Origin of the sequence: Marinobacter sp. LV10R520-4, assembly GCF_002563815.1 — a bacterium.
Classification (GTDB): domain Bacteria; phylum Pseudomonadota; class Gammaproteobacteria; order Pseudomonadales; family Oleiphilaceae; genus Marinobacter.
On sequence record NZ_PDJM01000001.1, the window covers coordinates 333,855 to 356,186 of the forward strand.

Annotated in this window: 21 protein-coding genes; 10 read left to right on the top strand and 11 right to left on the bottom strand. The window is 54.5% G+C overall.

Annotated elements, in window-relative coordinates:
- Positions 1-4: 4 nt before the first annotated feature.
- From ATG98_RS01555 to ATG98_RS01570, 4 genes are all read left to right on the top strand, one after another.
- A complete protein-coding gene (locus ATG98_RS01555) occupies positions 5-277 on the top strand; it encodes a succinate dehydrogenase assembly factor 2 (RefSeq protein WP_098419210.1) in 273 nt (90 codons plus the stop codon).
- Positions 261-719: a hypothetical protein gene (locus ATG98_RS01560; protein WP_228705992.1), complete on the top strand. Its 459-nt coding sequence runs from the start codon at positions 261-263 to the stop codon at positions 717-719. The genes ATG98_RS01555 and ATG98_RS01560 overlap by 17 nt, the downstream gene beginning before the upstream one ends.
- Positions 720-750: 31 nt before the next feature.
- Positions 751-1,839 (top strand): YgfZ/GcvT domain-containing protein, encoded by a 1,089-nt coding sequence (locus tag ATG98_RS01565; RefSeq protein WP_179888016.1) that lies wholly within the window; start codon positions 751-753, stop codon positions 1,837-1,839.
- 113 nt (positions 1,840-1,952) lie between these two features.
- Positions 1,953-2,780, top strand: a complete 828-nt coding sequence (locus ATG98_RS01570; protein WP_098421981.1) for an HDOD domain-containing protein — start codon at positions 1,953-1,955, stop codon at positions 2,778-2,780.
- Positions 2,781-2,810: 30 nt separating this feature from the next.
- On the opposite strand, the gene ung is transcribed toward ATG98_RS01570, so the two are convergent.
- The 3 genes from ung to prfB all read right to left on the bottom strand — a co-directional run bounded on the left by ung (position 2,811) and on the right by prfB (position 6,219).
- Complete coding sequence (ung, locus tag ATG98_RS01575; RefSeq protein ID WP_098421982.1) at positions 2,811-3,518, bottom strand: uracil-DNA glycosylase; 708 nt, start codon at positions 3,516-3,518, stop codon at positions 2,811-2,813.
- 3 nt (positions 3,519-3,521) lie between these two features.
- Positions 3,522-5,066: a lysine--tRNA ligase gene (gene lysS / locus ATG98_RS01580; RefSeq protein ID WP_098419213.1), complete on the bottom strand. Its 1,545-nt coding sequence runs from the start codon at positions 5,064-5,066 to the stop codon at positions 3,522-3,524.
- A 57-nt stretch (positions 5,067-5,123) separates the two neighbouring features.
- Positions 5,124-6,219 (bottom strand): peptide chain release factor 2 gene (gene prfB / locus ATG98_RS01585; protein ID WP_098419214.1). Its coding sequence is split into 2 segments (ribosomal slippage): positions 5,124-6,146 and positions 6,148-6,219, totalling 1,095 coding nucleotides; the frame shifts between segments, so codons are not numbered across the junction.
- Between the two features lie 272 nt (positions 6,220-6,491).
- On the opposite strand from prfB, the gene ATG98_RS01590 reads away from it, so the two are divergent.
- Positions 6,492-8,507, top strand: a complete 2,016-nt coding sequence (locus ATG98_RS01590) for a tetratricopeptide repeat protein (RefSeq protein WP_098421983.1) — start codon at positions 6,492-6,494, stop codon at positions 8,505-8,507.
- Between the two features lie 84 nt (positions 8,508-8,591).
- On the opposite strand, the gene sbcB is transcribed toward ATG98_RS01590, so the two are convergent.
- The gene (gene sbcB / locus ATG98_RS01595; protein ID WP_098421984.1) at positions 8,592-10,040 is read right to left on the bottom strand and encodes an exodeoxyribonuclease I; all 1,449 of its coding nucleotides are present in this window, start codon (positions 10,038-10,040) and stop codon (positions 8,592-8,594) included.
- Between the two features lie 194 nt (positions 10,041-10,234).
- Between sbcB and ATG98_RS01600 the strand changes: the two genes are divergently transcribed.
- The gene (locus ATG98_RS01600) at positions 10,235-11,272 is read left to right on the top strand and encodes a response regulator (protein ID WP_098419217.1); all 1,038 of its coding nucleotides are present in this window, start codon (positions 10,235-10,237) and stop codon (positions 11,270-11,272) included.
- 3 nt (positions 11,273-11,275) lie between these two features.
- Positions 11,276-12,235 carry a GGDEF domain-containing protein gene (locus ATG98_RS01605; protein ID WP_098421985.1) on the top strand — a complete coding sequence of 320 codons (960 nt, stop codon included), beginning with the start codon at positions 11,276-11,278 and terminating at the stop codon, positions 12,233-12,235.
- A gap of 146 nt (positions 12,236-12,381) precedes the next feature.
- On the opposite strand, the gene ATG98_RS01610 is transcribed toward ATG98_RS01605, so the two are convergent.
- A complete protein-coding gene (locus tag ATG98_RS01610; protein ID WP_007350830.1) occupies positions 12,382-12,750 on the bottom strand; it encodes a histone-like nucleoid-structuring protein, MvaT/MvaU family in 369 nt (122 codons plus the stop codon).
- A 201-nt stretch (positions 12,751-12,951) separates the two neighbouring features.
- Positions 12,952-13,434, bottom strand: coding sequence for a transcription/translation regulatory transformer protein RfaH (rfaH, locus tag ATG98_RS01615; protein ID WP_098419219.1), 483 nt, complete (start codon positions 13,432-13,434; stop codon positions 12,952-12,954).
- Between the two features lie 240 nt (positions 13,435-13,674).
- On the opposite strand from rfaH, the gene ATG98_RS01620 reads away from it, so the two are divergent.
- Positions 13,675-15,039 (top strand): MBL fold metallo-hydrolase RNA specificity domain-containing protein, encoded by a 1,365-nt coding sequence (locus ATG98_RS01620; protein ID WP_098421986.1) that lies wholly within the window; start codon positions 13,675-13,677, stop codon positions 15,037-15,039.
- Between the two features lie 418 nt (positions 15,040-15,457).
- Positions 15,458-15,751, top strand: coding sequence for a ComEA family DNA-binding protein (locus ATG98_RS01625; RefSeq protein WP_098421987.1), 294 nt, complete (start codon positions 15,458-15,460; stop codon positions 15,749-15,751).
- A 65-nt stretch (positions 15,752-15,816) separates the two neighbouring features.
- Here the strand turns inward: ATG98_RS01625 and ATG98_RS01630 are convergent, their stop codons facing one another.
- Both ATG98_RS01630 and zapE read right to left on the bottom strand, forming a co-directional pair.
- Entirely contained in the window at positions 15,817-17,004 is a 1,188-nt protein-coding gene (locus ATG98_RS01630) for a thiolase family protein (RefSeq protein ID WP_098419222.1), read from the bottom strand.
- Positions 17,005-17,099: 95 nt separating this feature from the next.
- Positions 17,100-18,197, bottom strand: a complete 1,098-nt coding sequence (zapE, locus tag ATG98_RS01635) for a cell division protein ZapE (RefSeq protein ID WP_179888252.1) — start codon at positions 18,195-18,197, stop codon at positions 17,100-17,102.
- Between the two features lie 228 nt (positions 18,198-18,425).
- On the opposite strand from zapE, the gene ATG98_RS01640 reads away from it, so the two are divergent.
- Entirely contained in the window at positions 18,426-18,872 is a 447-nt protein-coding gene (locus ATG98_RS01640) for a YhcB family protein (RefSeq protein ID WP_098419223.1), read from the top strand.
- Between the two features lie 12 nt (positions 18,873-18,884).
- On the opposite strand, the gene ATG98_RS01645 is transcribed toward ATG98_RS01640, so the two are convergent.
- The 3 genes from ATG98_RS01645 to hisD are packed head-to-tail and all read right to left on the bottom strand — an operon-like array spanning position 18,885 to position 22,061.
- Positions 18,885-19,628 carry a Nif3-like dinuclear metal center hexameric protein gene (locus ATG98_RS01645; RefSeq protein ID WP_098421988.1) on the bottom strand — a complete coding sequence of 248 codons (744 nt, stop codon included), beginning with the start codon at positions 19,626-19,628 and terminating at the stop codon, positions 18,885-18,887.
- A 21-nt stretch (positions 19,629-19,649) separates the two neighbouring features.
- Positions 19,650-20,714: a histidinol-phosphate transaminase gene (hisC, locus tag ATG98_RS01650; RefSeq protein WP_098421989.1), complete on the bottom strand. Its 1,065-nt coding sequence runs from the start codon at positions 20,712-20,714 to the stop codon at positions 19,650-19,652.
- Positions 20,715-20,753: 39 nt separating this feature from the next.
- Positions 20,754-22,061, bottom strand: coding sequence for a histidinol dehydrogenase (gene hisD / locus ATG98_RS01655; protein ID WP_098419226.1), 1,308 nt, complete (start codon positions 22,059-22,061; stop codon positions 20,754-20,756).
- Between the last annotated feature and the right edge of the window lie 271 nt (positions 22,062-22,332).

Below are 22,332 nucleotides of genomic sequence, written 5' to 3' on the forward strand. Positions count from 1 at the left end.
CGTTATGTCTGAAACTCAAGTCACTTCCAACTCGCCCGAGTTCAAGCGTTTATGGTGGCACAGCCGCCGCGGCATGCTAGAGCTAGACAATCTTCTGGTGCCATTTCTGGAGCAGGCATACTGTGATTTGAACCCGGATGACCAAGCCCGCTATGAAAAACTGCTGACCTGTGAAGACAACGACATGTTCGAGTGGTTTATGCAACGCAACAAGTCTGACGACCCGGACCTGCAGCGCATCGTTGAGGTTATTCTGAAACGTGTCCAGCCGGATTGATATCAGACTGCGCCCAACCTTGCTGGTGGGTGCTATCGCCGCCCTGCCCTGGCTGGTGCTAGCGGGTTTTGTAGGTCTATTGTCCATTGACGGCCATGTGTGGCTGTTGGCGATGGCTCCTTTGGCCACCGCTGGTGCGGTTTATGCCGTTCGCCGCCAGGGCTTGCTACGAGGGCAACATTGCGTGATCCGACTGCGCCTTCACGACGGCCAACTATGGGCCTTACACAGCAACGGTGAGGCGGTCGCCGTCAATCCGGGCCCTGGCAGCCGCATTGGTGCCCGCTTCAGTGTTCTGCAATTACGCCAGGCCCACAGCAACCGCTATTACACAACGGTATTGCTGCTTAGCGGCGACCGTGGCAACCTGCCCTCAGACGATGCGCGCCGCTTGCGCCTGTGGCTGAGGCTCGGGCAAAAACCGATGCCCGCCATCGTTTGACCCCATTTGCCTTTGTTTTGCGGAGTTTGTAATGAGCGATAACACCAAGGCCCTGTCGGCTGACAACCCCACTGCACTCTCTAATGCACTCCCTAATGCACTCCCTAATGCACTCCCTACTGCCCACTCCATTACAAACGTGGTAGCAGAGCAACCGCTGCCGGAAAACAACTGGGCAGAGCTGAGTGACCGCCTGATGGTGACGGTCAGCGGAGCTGGCACCGAGAAGTTTTTACAAGGCCAGTTCAGCCAGAACGTGAGCGAAGTAACCGCAGGCAAGTCCCTGCATGCAGCTGCCAGTAATCGCAAAGGCCGAGCCTACGCCCTGGTGCGCATGGTGCGCCACGATGACGCCATTCTGATGGACTTCAGCCGCGAACTGGCGGATGCCACTGAGGCCGAGCTGCGCAAATATTTGATGCTGTTTCGCGGCACCACCATGGCCCGCCCGGATAACAGCAAAATCATCGGCCTCTTTGGCAGTGAACTGGCACAGGCGGTGGCGGGTGAAAAGGCTGCGCTAGTCACCGATCTGCGGCAACCCGGAGACACCCTGACCACTGGGCACGGCCATCTGATTTTGCTGGAGCCTTCCATCGAAGGCCCTGCGCGCTATGAGCTCTGGTCACCGGACGGCGCCTTACCCGATGTACTCCAAACCAAACGTCAATGCAGCCTGGCTACTTGGCAAGCCGGACAAATTGCCGCCGGGGTGCCATGGCTGACCAGCGCAACCGCCGGCGCCTACGTACCACAAATGCTGAACTGGCAACATTTGGGAGGCGTCCACTTCAAGAAAGGCTGTTACACCGGCCAGGAAGTTATTGCGCGCATGCACTTTCTCGGGCAGCTGAAAAAGAGCCTTTACCGGCTGACCGTTACCGCCGATGCAGAACCGGCCGTTGGCGACGCTATCAGCAATGGCGAACGCAACGTGGGCGAAGTGGTCAATACCTTGCAGACCGGGCCGCAGCAATATCATTTACTGGCGGTCATTCGCCATGACGCCGCAAACGGCCCGCTCACACTGGCAGACAACGCCGATGCCAAAATACAGCTGTGCCCTCTGGCGTACGCCGTGCCGGAACGCGAACAGCCGCAGAAGACGGCAGATACATAAAGTGACAGGCAAGCGTCGCCAAATTTGCTATAAGCTAGTCGACGATGCGGATACCCAACAGGCCAGAGGCCCGCGCTTAACCGCTTAATTGCTTAACCGGATCTGATCATTCTATGTCGAACATTGCTGACACCATCAAGAACGACCTGATTACCGCCATCAATAGCGACAAACTCGTGCTGCCCACACTGCCCGAAGCTGCGCTTAAAGTTCGTGACATTGCACAGTCTGAAGACTCGGCAATCATAGATCTGGTCAAAGTAATCAGCAACGATACAGCGTTATCGGCGCGCCTTATTCGCGTTTGTAACAGCCCGTTGTTCCGCGGCAATCGCCCGATCGAGAACCTGAATATGGCGGTTAGCCGTCTGGGCATGACCTACACCAGCAGTCTGGCCATGGGCCTGGCCATGGAGCAGATGTTTCAGGCCACCTCGGACATGATTGACAAACGCATGCGCGCGACCTGGCAAGCCAGCATAGAAATCGCCGGTATTTGTCACGTTTTGGCCCAGAACTACACGCGTCTGAGGCCCGAACAGGCCACCCTCGCGGGCATGGTACACCTTATTGGCATGTTCCCGGTGCTGCGCTATATCGAAGACAATGACATCAAAATCAGCGGCATTGTGCTGGATGAAATCATTGCTGAACTGCATCCCCAGATTGGCGCCATTATCCTCAAACGCTGGGATTTCCCCGCCGACCTGCAGGACGTTCCGTTACTTTATAACCAGTTCGACCGCAGCCCGGCCAAGGCTGATTACAGCGATCTGGTGATGATAGCGAATCTGCAGAGAGTTGCCGGAACCGATCACCCCTGGGCTCAGATGGACTGGAGTAGCATTAGCGCTTTTGAACGGCTTGGGCTGGACCCGGACGGCAGCGACGATGAAAATCTGGACGCCCAGATGGCAGCCGCCATGGCGATGCTCCAGTAGCAAGCAAAGGGTAAGCCAACGCGGGAAAAATCAGGGGCGCTGGGGCAGCGCCCAGTCGATAGCGCCAAGACCCTTGTTACCTAACCATTGGTTGGCTAAGGAAAAGTGATGGCAACCAAAAAATCCGCGATAAGCACTCAGGGGTGATGGGTGCGGCGCTTCCAGCACCAAATGCCTCTGGTGATCAATACCCCGGCCTTTTTTGTGGGCGTAACTGCCCCACAGCATAAACACCACTCCCTGATCCTGCTCATTGACTGCGGCGATCACGGCATTGGTAAACTCTTCCCAACCCTTACCTTGGTGCGCACCAGCGCTTCCTTTCTCAACCGTTAATACGCTGTTCAGCAGCAATACGCCCTGATCGGCCCACGCCTGCAAACAGCCGTGGGCGGGAGGCTCTATGCCAAGGTCAGTGCGGATTTCTTTAAACATATTAACCAGCGATGGCGGCATACGAGTACCGGGCAACACCGAAAAGCTCAAACCGTTGGCCTGGCCCGGCCCATGGTAGGGGTCCTGCCCCAGAATCACCACTTTCACCTGTCCCAACGGCGTACTGTTCAGCGCGTTAAATACCTGGTGCGCCGGTGGATAAATGTTCTTACCCGCCGCTTCCTCTGCTGATAAAAACTGTGCCAAAGAAGCCATGTACGGCTGTTGAAACTCTTCCGCCAGCCGTTCCGACCAGCCGCGGCCGGGCAGCAGTTGCTGCGCCAGCCCCTGTAGCGGCGTCATCGCTTAGCCTTCACTCTTTTTACTATCCGCTTTATGTTCCGGACGCATGGCCGGAAACAGGATAACGTCGCGGATAGACGCAGAGTTGGTCAGCAGCATAGCCAGGCGGTCGATACCAATACCCTCACCTGCTGTGGGCGGCATGCCGTATTCCAGCGCCATCACATAGTCTTCATCGTAGAACATGGCTTCGTCGTCGCCGGCGTCTTTTTCCGCCACCTGGGCGCGGAAACGCTCGGCCTGGTCTTCGGCGTCATTCAACTCGGAGAAGCCGTTGGCAATTTCACGGCCGCCGACAAAGAACTCGAAGCGCTCGGTGACAAACGGATTGCTGTCTTTGCAGCGGGCCAGCGGTGACACTTCTTTCGGGTATTCGGTAATGAACGTGGGCTGCATCAAGCGGTGCTCGGCGGTTTCCTCGAAAATCTCGATGTGCACTTTGCCAAGGCCCCAGCTGGCCTTCACTTTAACGCCCAGGTCTTTCGCCATCTGCCGCGCAAAGCTTTCGTCCGCCAGTTGCTCAGCGCTGACGTTTTCGTTATAGCGCACAATCGCGTCAACCACGGTCAGCCGATCAAACGCTTTGCCAAAGTCATATTCAATGCGGGTTTCGTTACCGTCGGGGTCAACCGCCGTATTCACCACCAGGCTAGAGCCCAAAACCTGCTCGGCAACAGTGCGCAGCATGTCTTCGGTCATATCCATCAGATCGTTGTAGTCGGCGTAAGCCTGATAGAACTCGACCATGGTAAATTCCGGGTTGTGACGGGTCGAGAGCCCTTCGTTGCGGAAGTTACGGTTAATTTCAAACACCCGCTCGAAACCGCCTACTACAAGGCGTTTCAAATACAGTTCCGGCGCGATGCGCAAGTACATATCAATGCCCAAGGCGTTGTGGTGTGTCATAAACGGCCGCGCCGCAGCGCCACCGGGAATCACCTGCAACATGGGGGTTTCAACTTCCATGAAGTCACGGTCGGCAAAAAACTGGCGCATGGCGGTAATGATTTTCGAGCGCGCCAGGAACACCCGGCGACTGTCTTCGTTGACCATCAAATCTACATAGCGATGGCGATAGCGGGACTCGGTATCGGTCAGGCCTTTGTGCTTTTCCGGCAGTGGGCGCAGAGATTTTGTCAGCAGCCGGTAATCGTCCATGATGACGTAAAGATCACCCTTGCCCGAGCGCGCCAATATCCCGCGAACCCCGATAATGTCTCCTAAATCCCAGTGCTTTGTGGCCTTTTGCACATCTTTGGTGGCGTACACCTGAATTCGGCCAGTCACATCCTGAACCACCTTGAACGCCTTGCGATCCAGCATCATGCGGCCGGCTATGGCCACCGGGATCGCCATGTCTTCCAACTGCTGCTTGTTATAGTCCGCGTACTTTTCCAGCAGTTCGGCAGCGGTACTGTCGCGACGAAAATCGTTGGGAAACGCATTGCCCTGCTCGCGAATATCCGCCAGTTTAGCGCGGCGCTCGGCAATCAGCTTGTTCTCATCAGGCTGGGCATCGGGCTGGGCATTGTGCATCTGTTCAGTCATTTTGGCTCACTGGGAATAAGAATCGGGTTAATCCTGATCAAAGGGAAGGGCGCTGGATCACAGCGCCATTTTCAGGCTGGCTTCAATAAACTTGTCGATATCGCCATCAAGTACCGACTGGGTATTGCTGGTTTCTACCTTGGTGCGCAAATCCTTGATACGGCTGTCATCCAGCACGTAAGAGCGGATCTGGCTGCCCCAGCCGATGTCGGACTTGGAGTCTTCCAGCTTTTGCTTCTCGGCGTTACGGGCCTGCATTTCGTGTTCGAACAGTTTGGCTTTCAACTGTTTCATGGCCTGATCTTTGTTCTGATGCTGGCTACGACCGGCTTGACAGGCTACAACAATGCCAGTTGGGTTGTGAGTCAGGCGCACGGCCGACTCGGTGCGGTTAACGTGCTGGCCACCGGCACCAGAGGCACGATACACATCCACCCGCAGATCCGCCGGGTTGATTTCAATAACAAAGCTGTCGTCTACCTCAGGTGCCACAAACACCGATGAAAACGATGTATGGCGACGGTTGCCGGAATCAAACGGCGACTTGCGTACTAAACGATGCACGCCGGTTTCGGTGCGTAACCAGCCGAAGGCGTACTCGCCTTGAATGTGAAGCGTAGCGCTCTTGATGCCCGCCACTTCGCCTTCCTGTAGTTCAACAATCTCGGCCTTAAAACCACGGCGCTCCGCCCAGCGCAAATACATACGCAGCAGCATATTGCCCCAGTCCTGGGCTTCGGTGCCGCCAGAGCCGGCCTGAATATCCATATAGGCGTTATTGGCGTCCATTTCACCGGAAAACATGCGACGGAATTCGAGCTTTTCCAGATTTGCATCCAGCTCGGCAAGATCGTTTTCGATGTCGGCAACCGTGGCTTCGTCGTCTTCTTCAACGGCCATCTCAAGCAGGCCTTCGGCGTCGGTCAGGCCGCTGGTCAGTCGATCAATGGTGGACACGATCAGCTCCAGATCGGAGCGCTCTTTACCCAGAGCTTGCGCTCGCTCGGGATCTTCCCAAACGCTGGGCATTTCCAGTTCGCGCTCTACTTCGGTCAGACGTTCGCTGCGCTGGTCGTAGTCAAAGATACCCCCTGAGCGCTTCAGTGCGCTCGCGAAGTTCTTTGATCTTCATAACAATGGGATTGATTTCCATGAAATGCGGACTCGCTCTGGCAAGTGATGATTAAAACAGTGGCGTGATTCTACCGGAAATCCGCCGTTAAATCAGCCGCCACAAAGCCACACTCAGCGTGCTTTTTTTTGCGCTGGAGACACACACTTCTGCCTGGTTTGCCAATTCAGCAAGAAATTGGCAAGGGTTTCGCAAAAACTGGCATAAGTTTCGCTACGTCACCGTCAACACACGGTTAAATGCCGGCATAACTGCAGGGTTTTGCCGCTTCTTATGCGAACACGAGGTGCCCCATGCACGCACAGTCCGAAACCCGTCACAATCCCGTCCACCAAACCGAAACAGCCCGGCTGCTACTGCTGGCCAATGACACTTACCGCCGCTCTAACCAAAGCGACACGGCCTATGCTCAGCGCGTGGCCGCGCGTATCGAATGCCACGAACAGCTGCAAAGCCTGTTGCTGCGAGCGCCCGAAAATGCTCAGGCGCAAGGTTTGATGGGCAGAGTGGAGATGGACGATGGCAACCTGCAAAAAGCCCGCACCTTGTTTGACACAAGCCTGGCATTGCAACCCGGCCAGGCACAGCAATATATCAACCTGGGTTACTGGGCGCTTAAAGTTGAGCGCCCGGCCCAGGCCGAGCAATATTTTTCCCAGGCGTTGCAGCACGAACGGCAATCTGCTTCCGCATTTAGCGGCATCGCTCATGCAAAACGGCTTCAAAATCAATTTGATGTTGCCTATCTGCATTACCGCACACTGATTCGCAGCGGCCACGCCAACGCCAGGATGTACAGCGCGATGCTGGAGTGTGCCAGCCACCTTAGCGTTCATAAGGCTGACTCGCTGCTGCGTGCCGACGCCATTACCTTGCTCAACAAAAGCCACCTGGCGCACCAGAAAATCGGACGCTTTGTGTGTGAGATTCTGCGCCAGCACTATTCACCCGACACAGCAGCACCAGACACAACCGGCGCAATGGATGAACTGGCCGCTGCAGCCAACGACGAACTGCTGCTGCTGGCGTTGAACCAGATCATTCTGCCCGACCCTGCGGTGGAATCACTGATTACCTCGTTGCGACACCAGCTGGTGAAGCACATTGCCGACAGTGGCGAGCTAGAAGATGGCCTGCAACAGCTCGCGCTCGGGCTGGGTCGTTACGCCGAACGAACCGGTTACGCGCTGGCCACCAAAGATGACGAACAGCAACTGGCAGCGACCATAAACATCAATCTGCGAGCACAACTCACTCTGGGTGACGGCCCGGAGGCGTTGGCCGGCTCGGTCATTATCAGCGCGCTTTACGGCGCACTGTTCCACCAGGATTTTGCCGCAACCCTGGGGCAGTGGAATCTGGTGGATTGGCCGCTGGCGATGCAACCACTGATGGCGGCAAGTTATTACGACCGCGCCTGGGAAGAGGCGGTAAAACAGAATTTTGCAGAGAAAGCAGACGAGCTGCGCCTGGATCGCGACGACACGCCCCAGGCCTGGCCAGCCTGGGCGGAGCTCAATAACAACACGGAAACCAGCCTGAGGGCGCTGATGGCCAACGAATTCGGCCTGTCTGTCGAGCAGCTTCCAGCTACACTAAGGTTGATGGTGTGCGGTTGCCAGAGCGGCCAGCGAGCATTGGAACTGGCGCGCTATTTAAGCGATGTGGAAGTCATCGCGGTGGACGAATCTCTGGCAAATGTGGCCCGCGGCAGCGCCATGGCCGAGGCAACAAATATTGAAAACATTGTGTTCTGGCCATGGTCGTTAGCGCAGCGCTTTATTGCCGACGGCCACCAGGTGCACTGGGTTGAAATAGGCCGCCTGCCCTCGCCGGCAATGGCCGATCTGTCGCTGGCCAACCTGGTAGACCAGGTTGCCGCCTCTGGTGCAGTGGTCCATCTGCATACCGATATGGCCGAGCAAACCCGTGGCGACAAGCAGATACGCCGGCTTATCAGCGAGCACAGTTTGGAGCCTCGCCGTAATACCTTGCAGCAACTGCGGCGCATGGTACTGAATAATCGCTCAGGCGACCTATGGCAGAGCCTGCTGCAAGATGAAAATTTCTACAGTCTGGGCGGCTGCCACGACCGCTGGTTCCGGCCACAGAGCAAGCAGCAGCTAAAATCTGTGTTGGCCATGGTCAGTAACGAAGTGCAGTGGAAGCTGGTCAAGGCCCGCGACGAAGACGGTCACAGCCTGGCCACCGGCCCGGTACAGCAGCAGATTCGCAAGGAAGCCCTAGGCAGTCACGTTCAAAGTCTGCTGGGCCAGCAACTGAGCGTGTATTTTCAGCGTCGGCGCTAAAAATACACCTCTGACCCCACGACATTGCAAAGATCAACGGGCCTTCGCGGCTCGTTGATCTTTGCTTCTATCGATTACTCGCGTCTAAATATAAGGCGAAATTGCTTCACCATACAGATGCAGCTCTTCGAGAATGTGCCGCTGCTGCTGGGTTATATCTGGCTTAACCATCAGGCGCTGGAGTTCCGCGCCATACTCGGCAAGTGACAACCAACCTTTCACCGGCTGGGTCAGTCTTTGCTCGCGAAACTGCTCCCAACGTTCCATTTCCTCGCCGTTCAAGGTGTCCGGATAATTGCGGGCGCGATAACGAAATAGCATTTCGGCCAGGCGCTCGTCGGCAAACTGGAATTCGCTTTCGCCAAGCTGCTGCGGTTCCATTGCCATCGCGCGATCCAATTGCCCACAATCCCCCTGGCTAAGAAAGCCGCCCGCATAGATCTGTTCGTCCGGATCCGTCAGCTTGGTGTCGTAATCACGCTCGAAAGCAGCAGCCACGCGCTGCGCAAAATCTGGCCCTGCCTGGCGCAGAATCGCCAGATGGCGTCGCATCTGCTCACCATCCAGATCCAGCCGCTGCAAGCGTTCCGGCGAGAGCGTTGCCAGCATGGTCGCCGGCGCCAATACCGGGCACTTGTTCAGCTGAATCGCCTTTAACGGGAATCGGCGAACACCTTCAGGCAGCGCAGACTGCGCGGTAAAAACCCGCTCGCGAATCTGCTCAACGCTGGCGTTAATCAGTTCGGCGGGATTTTCACGCAAATCATACACAATTACCTGATTTTTGTTGCTGGCGTGCTCGGCAACTGGCGCTACCAGCGCGCAACTGCCCTGGCTCGCAGGGTACTTTCCAGACACGTGAAAAACCGGCTTTCGAGTGGCGGTATCCAGCATTTTGCGGGCCGCCTGCTTGGATTTGTTGGCCAGCGCAAATTCAAACAACCGGGGCTGACGTTCCTTGATCAGCCTCGCCAACGCAAGCGTCGCGGTTACATCAGACATGGCATCGTGGGCCTGGCCGTGTTCGACGCCATTGGCTCGGGCCAGATCTTCCAAGCGAAAGCTTGGGCTACCATCGGGTTTTAGCGGCCACTCTATGCCGTCCGGGCGCAGCGTAAAAGCCAGGCGCACCACATCAATCAGGTCCCACCGGGAATTACCATTTTGCCATTCCCGGGCGTAAGGGTCGCGCAGGTTGCGGTAAAGGGTATTGCGGGTTACTTCATCATCAAAGCGCAAACTGTTGTAGCCCACCACACAGGTGCCAGGCTGACTGAAGGCGTGGTTGATCATCGTAATGAATTCGGCTTCAGGATAGCCTTCCTGCATGGCTTGCTGCGGCGTTATCCCGGTAATCAGGCAGGCTTCCGGGGCCGGCAGATAATCATCAGCGGGCCTGCAAAAAATAACCAGAGGCTCTTCAATAATGTTCAGCTCACTGTCAGTGCGAACACCGGCAAACTGACAGGGCCTGTCGTGCAATGGGTCGACACCAAAGGTTTCGTAGTCGTGCCAGTAAAATGTGGGGGTCAAAACCGAAAACTCCTGCAAATATCACGGCGATGAGTCTAACAGAAAATACCGCCTGCGCCCGGTTGTAGCCGGCGCACCCATAGCACCGGGCATCTATATACATACAAAAATCATATAATTAGCGTAGCACCAATGTACATACAAGGCTTCACTGCTATAATAGGTGGCACTTCTATCTTTATCTGGGTTTGCATATGTTACCTGACATACTGATTTGCGACGATTCCGAGATGGCTCGCAAACAGATGGCACGAGCTTTGCCAACCGCACTGCGTCACCAGGTCAGCTTCTGCCGCAATGGTAGCGAAGCACTTGCGTACATACGCAACAGCGTGCCAGACCTCCTGTTTCTGGATTTGAACATGCCCGATCTGGACGGCTACGAGGTGCTCGAACATCTTCGCAGCGAACAGATCGAGCTGCTGACAATTGTAGTGTCTGGTGACATTCAGCCCCAGGCAAAGGCTCGGGTTTTCAGTCTGGGCGCCATGGCTTTTCTCAATAAACCGACAGCCCCGGAAAAGGTTGCCGAGCTTCTTGCCCAATACGGCATTTATCGCGAGTCAGACGAATCGCTAGCTTCGGGCTCGCAGCCTGAAACCGACACCCCGAGCCACCCTGCAAACACCAACCCTGACCTGCAGCTATTGCTGAATGACTACCTGCGGGAAATAGCCAACGTCGCCATGGGGCGCTCGTCAGACCTGTTAGCGCGTTTACTGGGTATTTTTGTGCGCCAGCCGATACCGAAAGTGGCTTTTATTGCCAGCTCCGAACTGCACATGACCATCGCCGCAGCCAACGATGAAGCCCATTATTCGGCAGTATGCCAAGGGTTTACGGGAGCCGGTGTTGCCGGCGAAGCTTTGTTGTTGTTCGCCGACAGCAGTTTTCGCGAAATGGCAGAAATGCTGCACTATGACAACCTAGACGGTCCGGAGGTCAATGTTGAGGTGCTTATGGACATGTCCAGCATTTTGTTCGGTGCATTTTTGAAAGGCATTGGTGATCAGATGGATTTACGGCTGGGCCTTAGTCACCCAACAGTGCTAGGACAGCATCGACAAATTGCCGAACTGCTAGACCACCATCATAATCACGAACAGCAATTGTTGTGCATTGAAATCACTTACACCATTGAAAACCATAATATCCAATGTGACATGCTTGTGCTGTTTACCGAAGATTCGCTGCCATTTTTGCAGCAACGTTTGCAATATCTGGCGGAGTAACGAATGCCATCATTAAACCCGGAAAGCGTAAGCTCGTTCCACTGGATGGCTGACATGGTTGAGTCTGTGGAGGTTGGGCTGGTCGTGCTGGACTTGGAATTTCGCGTGCAGATGTGGAACGGCTTCATGGAGCACCACAGCGGGATGACGGCTAGCAAAATTCATAATCAAGTGCTGTTCGAGCTGTTTCCAGATATTCCCCGCGCTTGGCTAAGCGGCAAAGTTGAAGCCGTGACGCTACTGAACACCCGCGCCTTTACGTCGTGGGAGCAGCGCCCTTACCTGCTGCGCTTTCGCAATACCCGGCCGATTACCGGTACCGAAGAGTTCATGTATCAGAACCTCACCATCAGCCCGCTATGCGGCCCATCCGGGAAAATAGACAAAGTGTGCCTGATGATCTACGACGTTACCGATATTGCAAGCAGCAAACGTGCACTGGAGCGTGCTAACGATCAACTTGCCAAGCTAAGCATGATCGACAAACTGACGGGACTGCTTAACCGCGGAACCTGGGAAAATCTACTGGATGCGGAATTTTCACGCCATCAGCGCTACGGCGGCAACAGCACATTGGTGATGTTCGATATTGACCGTTTTAAAGCCATTAACGATAGCTTCGGTCATCTGGTAGGAGATGAAGTCATTCGCCACACCGCGGCAACAACCCGCAGACACTTGCGCCATTCAGACAGCGCCGGGCGTTATGGCGGGGAAGAGTTCGCTATTATTCTGCCAGAAACCGACACGGCAGGGGCTCTCACTATTTGTGAGCGCATTTTGAGCGCCATTTCACGGGAAACTGTCACCGTAAATAGCCACAACATCAGCTACACCGTCAGCATGGGCATCGCGCCACTCAGCGATAGTCCAAAAAATTACTTAGCTTGGTTAGAACAGGCAGACCAAGCTATGTACTCGGCAAAGCAGGGTGGACGCAATCAGATTGTCACTTTCTCTTAACCGTTTTGATGTCAGCTGCGGCTAATCAATAACCACTTAAGCCCCGATCGTAATACTTGCCACCAGAAACGCAAAACGGAGCGCTGACAAATAAGCGCTCCGTTTTTTTTGCACACTATGACTGCATACAGATTATAGCTGGCAGATTAGTCCTGCCAGCTCTGTACCGCCTCTTTTCCGTGCTTTTCACGCCACTCATTAAGAGTCTTGTGGTTGCCGCCGCGGGTTTTCACCACTTCGCCGGTGTGCGGGTTGCGATAGGTTTTCTCAGGACGCTTAGCGCGATTTCCACCGCCAGTGGTGGCGGTTGATGCCGAAGCAATAGACGGATCAATCGCGGCCAGAATTTGCAGGACATCTTTCGGCGATTTGCTGTATTCGCCCATCAGTTCACGGACTTTGTTTTCAAACGCCAATTCGCTTTTCAACGCTTGATCTTCTTCCAGCTTCTCCAGCTCGGCTGCCAGCTTTTCCATCAGCTGTTTCTTTTGATAATAGTCGTTAATTTTCGCCATGAAATTTAAACCTTAAGGTCTGAAATGCTTGATATGAACGATGGCAATATACCGATAGTATGTAGCCACCAAAATGTCGATATCAATAGTAATGAATCAGTAACGCCAAATCAAAGGATTAATGAACTATCCACTGCATTAAAACTTACAATCACTTCAGATTCCAACATCTCTGAATTTTTTTAAAGGCATTATCAATTATCACTGATTTCTTAATGACGATATCGGTACAGATATACGCTGATTTTTCTGCATGAACTCAATCAACACAATTGCCCGCTCATCGCCATCGTAACATTGAAATATTGCCCGCATGCCAGCAAAGGGGCCTTCTGCAACGTCTACATCGTCGCCACTTTTAATGCCACCTGCGGACGCAACCTTGTCAAGACTGGCACGCAAATGATCGATCACTTCATCTTCAACTGGCAAAGGTTTACCACCGAACCCAACAATTCTTATCACACCGCGAGTCGAACGCAGTTTTGACCAGACGGGATTCGATTGCGATAAATTGATAAAAATATAGCCCGAGAACAGCGCCTCTAGCTTGCAACTACGCTTTCCCGAGCGCAGCTTCTCAACCATTACTTTCGGGTAAAAACAGGGAATGTCCTGATTTTGTAAATGCATAAGAGCGCGATCTCCTTGACCGGGCTTGCACTGCAGGACATACCACTTCATAACAGAGCCTATTAGTAATACTTAGTGGATTATACCTACGGCGAAATTGCTGATATGGCGCGCCTACCTACAACCCATCTTTAACATTCAATAGCAGCCAGTCGCAACGACCGCTATCGCCACATAGGCGTAGAGCGTAATTGTAACGCGAATGTGGCAGCAAGATCATTGGCAAATACTACTCACAAACAGCCCGTGAGCTACCCTGAAGTAGACACCGACTGAATTAAGGATGACATCATGAAGCTGAGATTTCTAGGCGGCGCCGGCACCGTTACAGGTTCACGCTATCTTGTTTCAGATGAACAGCATCGCCTTCTGGTAGACTGCGGCCTGTATCAAGGCGTAAAGATCTTGCGCCTGCGCAACCGGGCCCGCTTTCCGGTAGAGCCAGGCAGTATCGAAGCCGTTGTGCTGACACATGCCCACATCGACCATTCCGGCTACTTGCCAGCGCTGGTCAAAAACGGCTTTCACGGCAAAATTTATTGCATTCGCGCCACCCACGAACTGTGCAAGGTTCTACTGCCAGATGCCGGTTTTTTGCAGGAAGAAGACGCCCGTTATGCGGCGCGCAAAAAGTTTTCGAAACACGCCAACCCCGAGCCACTGTTCACCGTAAAAGATGCCCAACAGGCACTCAAGCATTTCGAATCTTTGGACTATCACCAACCCTTTGAGCCGGTGCCCGGCTTCTCCGTAAATTTCACACCAGCAGGGCACATATTGGGATCGGCCTGTGTGCACATACACCATGAAAATTCGAATCGCACCGTTGTTTTCAGTGGCGATGTGGGCCGCCAAAACGACATCATCATGCGACCTCCGGAACCCCTGAGCAACGCAGACGTTCTGGTGTGCGAATCCACTTACGGTGACCGTACTCACGGCACCAGCGACCCGGAAACCGAGCTTGCAGAGATCATCTCGGCAACAGCGGCCCGCGGTGGCTTGACGCTGATTCCGTCGTTTGCCGTAGGGCGCGCGCAAATGCTGCTGTATATAATACACAAACTGATCGCTGAAAAGCGCATACCGGATTTGCCGGTGTTTCTGAACAGCCCGATGGCGATCAAAGCGACCGAGATTTTCTGTCACTTTCATAAAGAGCACCGGCTCAACCCCGCCCAATGCCAAGGTATTGATGAGCACACCGTGTATGTGCGTAAGGTCGAAGATTCCATCAAACTCGATGCCGTTCGTTATCCCTGCATCATCATTTCAGCCAGCAGCATGGCAAGTGGCGGGCGGGTACTGCACCACCTGAAAACCCTGCTACCCAATCATCGCAACAGCGTTGTTTTTGCAGGTTTCCAGGCGCTGGGCACCCGTGGTGATAGCCTGGTTAACGGGGCCAGCGACGTAAAGATTCACGGTGAATATTGGCCGGTGAAGGCGCAAATACACAATCTGACCTCACTGTCGGCCCACGGCGACTACAACGAGATCCTTCAATGGTTGCAACAGGACCCCGCCCTAAAACCAGACAAGGTGTACGTCACTCACGGTGAACCGCTTGCCAGCGACCAAATGCGCCGTCGCCTGCATGAAACCCTGGGTTGGGACGCTGAGGTGCCAGAGCTGGGTGCTGAAGTAGATATATGATGTGACACGGGCTCTGGGTGCGTTTTTTGTAAGCCTGGACTTACACAATAAAGGGTAAAAGGCTTACAACAAAGCGTCGCAGGATTGGTTACACTTTAACGGTCAAGGATGACGCGCTGGCATGGAATGCCAACACACGGAAGATACCCCACGGAACCGGGGGCGCTCGAAGGAGTCGGGCATACAAGGATGGAATTCAGGGAAGATGCGCCCAGGATGGGCGAAGCCTGACGGATCAGGCCGGGGTCATAGTCACGGGTAACGTAGCTGGCAAGGATGTCAGCTGTGCCGTGCGCCCCGTAGCAACCTATTTTCTTATCTCTTGAAACTGCGCCGGCCCCTTTCGGCTCTGGTTTAGCCCTGTGTTGCCGTGTGGATACTAACCACAACAACCGACGAGAACGTCCGGAGTTAAATCATGAAACGCAGCTCACTGCTCGCTACGCTTACTCTTTTGTTAAGCCTTATGTCCGGCTTTGCTTTTGCTCAGGCGGCAAGCATCAATATCAATACCGCCGATAGTACCAGTCTGGCCTCGCTTTCAGGCATTGGCCAAAGTAAAGCCGAAGCGATTGTCGAATACCGAAAGGCCAATGGCCCGTTCGCCAGCACCCAAGACCTGGCAAACGTTAAGGGCATTGGCGCACGAACGGTCGAAAAAAATGCAAACCGGCTGACGATTCAAGACACAAACAGTCCCAAGACACCCTAACAAAACGGGTGGTTGCCATTACGCAACCACCCGTTTTGTTAACGCCAACCAGCCTGGCCGCCGCCTTATAGCATTTCGATCGCCATCGCCGTCGCTTCGCCACCGCCAATACACAGGACCGCAACACCTTTCTTTTTGCCGTAGCGCTGCAGCGCGTACATCAGAGTGACCAAAATTCGTGAACCTGTTGAGCCTACGGGGTGGCCCTGGGCACAGGCACCGCCATGAACGTTCACTTTATCCGGATCTAGCCCCAGCTCGTGAATCGGCATCATCGCAACCATGGCGAAAGCTTCGTTGATTTCGTACAGATCAACGTCGTCCTTACTCCAGCCAGTTTTGGCAAACAACGTTTCCAGCGCACCCACCGGGGCACAGGTGAACTCTGAGGGATGCTGGGATTGCGTGCTGTGGGCAACCACTCGGGCCAAAGGTTTGAGCCCGCGCTTTTCAGCCTCGGATTCGCGCATCAGTACCAGCGCAGATGCGCCGTCAGAAATAGAAGAGGCGTTGGCAGCCGTGATCGTGCCGTCTTTGCTGAACGCAGGACGCAAGGTCGGGATTTTTTCCAGGTTGGCGTTAAAGGGCTGCTCGTCGTGCTCTACCAAAATGTCACCCTTGCGGGTTTTCACGGTTACCGGGACAATTTCGTCTTTTAGCAGACCCTGTTCAATTGCGCGCTGCGCACGCTTGAGGGAGCTGATGGCGTAGTTATCCATGTCTTCGCGGGTATAGCCTTTTTTATCGGCCATTTCCTGAGCAAAAGCACCCATCAAACGGCCCGTTTCAGCATCTTCCAGGCCATCAAAAAACATGTGGTCCTGAGGTGCATCGCCTGGCCCCATGCGGTAGCCACTGCGTGCTTTTAACAGCAAATAGGGAGCGCTCGACATGTTCTCCATACCGCCAGCCACCATGATGTCGTTGCTGCCTGCTTTGATCATGTCATGGGCAAGCATCGCCGCCTTCATACCCGAACCACACAACTTATTGATGGCGGTTGCACCGGTGCTGTCTGGTAAGCCGGCTTTGCGCATGGCCTGTCGCGCAGGGCCCTGACGCAAGCCCGCGGGCAACACGTTGCCCATGATCACTTCCTGCACATCACCCGGCTGTAAACCAGCGCGACGCACGGCTTCAGCAATGCACACGGCACCCAGCTCCGGTGCAGGTACAGAGGATAAACTGCCCTGAAACCCACCCATTGGCGTGCGCACGCCACTGACAATCACTACCTGATCGCTGTTGCTCATATTGGTTTCTTATTCCCTTAATAATTGCATCGTTGTTATCGACGGAAGCTGGTTCGCCCAAGCTTATTTCAATGTTCAAGCCATTGCACGAAAGCTCACGGTTTATGGGGCGCAGCCAGATAGTCCTGGGACTGCATTTCGAGCAAGCGCGATTCCGTGCGCTCGAATTCGAAATTCAGCCGACCACCGGCGTATAACTCTACAATTGGCACCGCCGCCGAGATAATAACTTTTACATTACGATCGTAGAATTCGTCGATCATATTAACAAAGCGCCGCGCCTGGTCGTCTCTATCCTTGCCCAACAACGGCACGTTGCTGATGATAATAGCGTGGAACTGGCGGGCCAGCTCGATATAGTCATTCTGGCTGCGAGGACCGTCGCACACCGCCTCGAAATCGAACCACACCACATCATCGGCGTGGGCACGGGCTGGAATCTTGCGACCGTTTATTTCCATCGATTTACTATGCTTGCCTGCCTCCACCGCCAGATTCTCAAAGCTCTTGGTTAGACTGGCATCGGCTTCAGCCCCCAACGGTGAATGATAAAGCTGGGCCTGCTCCAGCGTGCGTAAGCGGTAATCTACGCCGCCATCCACATTCACCACATCGGTATGTTTTTTTACCAGCTCAATAGCCGGAAGAAAGCGCGCACGCTGCAGGCCGTCTTTGTACAAGCCGTCAGGAATAATGTTAGACGTGCACACCAGAGTAACGCCACGTTCAAACAGACCTTGCATTAAGGTTGCCAATATCATCGCGTCACCAATGTCGGACACAAAGAACTCGTCAAAACAAATAACCCGGGTTTCATCGGCAAATTTTTTGGCCACGAGCTCCAAAGGATTCTTCTGCCCCTTCAGCAGTTTAAGTTCGTTATGAACACGCTGCATAAAACGGTGAAAATGCACCCGCATTTTGCGATCGAACGGTAGAGCCTCAAAAAACGTGTCCATCAGGTAGGTTTTGCCGCGGCCAACGCCACCCCAAAAATACAGACCTGTGATCGGCTCCTTTTTGCCCTTGCCCAGCTTGCGCCGCAGTTTTGACATCTTGCTGCCGCGGGACCTTTCCGCTGCCACCAGTTTGTCGTAAAGTAACTGCAGACGCTTTACCGCATCCTCCTGCGCAGCATCACGCAGGAACTCCGGACGCTGGAGATCCTGCTGGTAGCGTTGCCAGGGTGGCATATTGATAGAACTGGCAGTGGGCATAGACGCTGTCATCAGTGGTTTCCGCGGGTTACTGGTTAATTTTGGCGCTATATTCTCGCGCAATTTGAATTTTTTCGCCATGTGGCGCCAGAGCGCGACAATAAGACGATTGGCTCAAGCTTTTGTCGTGGGCGTATGGAGTCAGTGACGTTATACTCATTACCTGTTCTACGGTTCACTATTTTTAAAAGGACAAAGCAACTTATGACAAACCTGATTATGGCAGCAGTTGCCGCCCTGGTGGTTGGCATTCTGATCGGGGTATTGCTGGGCCGCTCTACCGGGCAAGGCTCATCTTTGCGGCAGCGCCGCACCGAGCAGCAAGTTGATGAGCTACGCAACGAATACACCCGCTATCAGGCGCAGGTTAACGAGCACTTTATGGAGTCTGCCCACCTGCTGCGCCGTTTCAATGACAGCTATCGCGATGTTAATCAGCACATGGCCAAAAGCGCAACTCGCCTGTGTAACGACGACGAACTGATCCATGAGCTGGAACAGAACTCGGCCCAACGTCTGAAAGATGAGCGCAAGGAAGGTTCAGAACCGCCTCGCGACTATGCGCCAAAAGACCCTGACGGCTCTGGTACGCTGGCAGAAGATTACGGTCTGAAAGAAAAAGCCAAAGCTAAAGCCAACGCTAAAACCTGAACAAAGGCTGGTCTAAGCCGGGTTATCGCATTCGATAAACCGGTGGACCAGCCCCAACTCCTTCGCCAAAGCTTCCCCCAACGCCTGCACGCCGTATCGCTCGGTGGCGTGGTGACCAGCCGCAAAATAGTGAATCCCCCGCTCTCTGGCGGTATGTGTTGTGGGTTCTGAAATCTCTCCGCTTATGTAGGCATCCAGCCCCGCATCTGCCGCAGTATCAATAAAACCCTGGGCGCCACCGGTGCACCAAGCCACGGTTTTGATCAGGTCTGGCCCGCCTTCAATATGCAAAGGTTGCCGCTGCAAACAACCTGAAATACGCTCGCCTAGCGCCTGTGGCGTTAATGCCTGGGCAAACTCACCACGCCACACCAGACCGTTCAAAGGCTCCGGGTTATCAATACCCAACACCCGGGCCAGAGTGCGGTTGTTGCCATGCAGCGGGTGATCGTCCAATGGCAGGTGATAACCCACCAGATTGATCTCGTGAGTCAGCAGGGTTTTCAAACGATTGCGCTTGATGCCCACAACACGCTGGTCTTCACCTTTCCAGAAATAACCGTGGTGCACCAGAATCATGTCTGCTTTCAAGTCCACCGCCGCATCCAGCAGCGCCTGCGAGGCCGTAACACCGGTAATCACGGTGTGTATCTCGGCCTTGCCTTCCACCTGAAGCCCGTTAGGGCTGTAATCCTGAAATTTTTCGGGCGTCAGCCAGCTCTCCAGCAGCGCCATAATCTCGTTTCTATGCGCCATAATAGTGCCAGACCTCGATAATCAGGGTGCATCACAGAGCGTTTTTAATGCCTCCAACAGAGCGTCATTCTGCGGCGCTTTAGCGATGGTGATACGCAGAAACTCGCTGATCCGCGGCTTATTGAAGTGCCGAACGATCACGCCTTGCTCGCGCAAACCGTTCGCCAAATCCACTCCAGCCCGTTGCGGGTGGCGAGCAAACACAAAGTTAGCTCTGGACGGAAGCACCTCAAAGCCCAGTTTCTGCAGACCTTCGCTCACCCGCTCACGCTCACGAATTACCCCGTTTCGGCTGTCCTGAAACCAGTCATCGTCTTCATACGCAGCCTTTGCGCCCACCAAAGCAAGGCGATCAAGAGGGTAGCTGTTGAAGCTGTTTTTTACCCGATTCAGAGCCTCTATCAGTTCCGCGTTACCGGCGGCAAACCCCACCCGCAAACCCGCCAGCGAGCGTGATTTTGACAGGGTTTGGGTAACCAGCAGGTTAGGGTAAAGATCAATCAGGTTGATGGCCGTCTCGCCGCCAAAGTCGATGTAGGCTTCGTCAATAACCACTACCCGGTCGGGATTGGCTTTTAGCACCACAGCTATTTCGGTGAGGTTCAGATAGCGGCCGGTGGGCGCATTCGGATTGGGGAAAATGACGCCGCCGTTGGGCTGACTGTAGTCGTCAGGATCAATTGCAAACTCGTCATTCAATGGCACCGTACGAGCCTTGATGCCATAAAGACCGCAATACACCGGATAAAAACTGTAGCTGATGTCCGGGTAAAGTATCGGCTGGTCCTGCTGAAACAGTGCACAAAAAACGTGCGCCAGAACTTCGTCGGAGCCGTTCCCCAGAAACACCTGGTCGGTTTTTATATCGTGGTAGGTGGCGATCGTTGCCTTCAGCGCCTGACCTTCTGGATCCGGATACAGGCGCAGGTTATCGTTAAGCTCGGCCTGAATCGCATCGATGACCTTGGGCGACGGGCCAAAGGGATTCTCGTTGGTATTGAGTTTCACCAGATTAGCGATTTTGGGCTGTTCGCCAGGGACGTAAGGCACCAAATCGTGAACCAGTGGGCTCCAGAATTTGCTCATGGGTTTTCTCCGTGGCGGTCGCCGTTGGTAACGCGGCGTCTAATCTTGTTGAATTCGGTATTCTGCCGAGCGGGCGTGGGCGGTCAAACCCTCGCCCCGGGCCAGCACAGAAGCCACTTGCCCCATACGGCTGGCACCGTCTGCGCTAAATCCGATAATAGATGAGCGCTTCTGGAAATCGTACACACCCAGAGGTGACGAAAAACGCGCGGTACCGCTGGTGGGCAGCACGTGATTCGGACCAGCGCAATAATCCCCAAGGGCCTCGGCAGTATAGCGCCCCATAAAAATAGCGCCGGCATGGCGGATGTCCGCCAGCAACGCTTGTGGGTCGGCAACGGACAATTCCAGATGCTCTGGCGCAATTCTGTTTGATACTCTCGCCGCTTCTGCCAGGTCAGCAACCTGAATCAGCGCAGCGCGATCGGCCAATGAGGTGCGGATAATTTCCGCTCGTTCCATGGTGGGCAGTAGTCGTTCAATACTGGCTTCCACCGCATCCAGAAACCCGGCGCTGGGGCTGATCAGAATCGACTGGGCCTGCTCGTCGTGCTCGGCCTGGGAAAACAGATCCATCGCAATCCAGTCCGGATCGGTCTGACCGTCACAAATCACCAGAATTTCAGACGGCCCGGCAATCATGTCGATACCTACGATGCCGAACACCTCACGCTTGGCAGTAGCGACAAAAATGTTACCCGGGCCCACAATCTTGTCCACCGCCGGCACCGTGTCAGTGCCATAAGCCAGCGCGGCCACAGCCTGAGCGCCACCAATGGTAAACACCCGATCAACGCCGGCAATCGCTGCCGCAGCCAGCACCAAGTCATTCACCACGCCATCCGGGGTCGGTACCACCATAATCACCTCACCCACCCCGGCCACTTTTGCCGGTATAGCGTTCATCAGAACCGACGACGGATAGGCCGCCTTGCCACCAGGCACATACAACCCAGCCCGATCCAGCGGCGTAATCTTCTGCCCCAGCACCGTGCCGTCGGCTTCTTCATACTGCCAGGATTCCTGACTCTGGCGCTGGTGATAATCACGCACCCGGCGAGCCGCGTGCTCAAGGGCATCGCGCTGGTCCTGCGGAATGGTTTTCAAAGCATGCTGTAGCCGCTCCTGACTCACTTCCAACTCGGCCACGCTGCCAACGCTCAAGCGATCAAATTTGGCGGTAAACTCCAGAACAGCCGCATCGCCTCGTGTTTTCACCTCATGCAGAATATGACGCACCGACTCGTTCACCTGATGATCCACGCTGTCATCCCAGGCCAACAGGGCAGATAGCGCGCTGTCAAAGTCTGCATCGGAGGCGTTCAATCGCTGAATGTTAACGGTCATGTGCTAAACCCTGTAGTGAATAAAAACTGAGGTTGAAACTGAAAATTAATGATTATAGGCAACTCGTGCCAAGCGCTCGTAAAGGGCTTGCAACCACTCAAAGTTCGACTAAGGGACTGTGGGGCGGCCTACCAAAACTGTGCGGAGCCATGGATGGCGGAGCCCAAGCGTCACATGGATGTGCTTGAGCGTGTTTTGGTAGGCCGCCCCGCAGGCGCTAGAGCCACCGATGCAAGGGCGCAAGCCGTTTATGGACGCAACCTCGCACGTA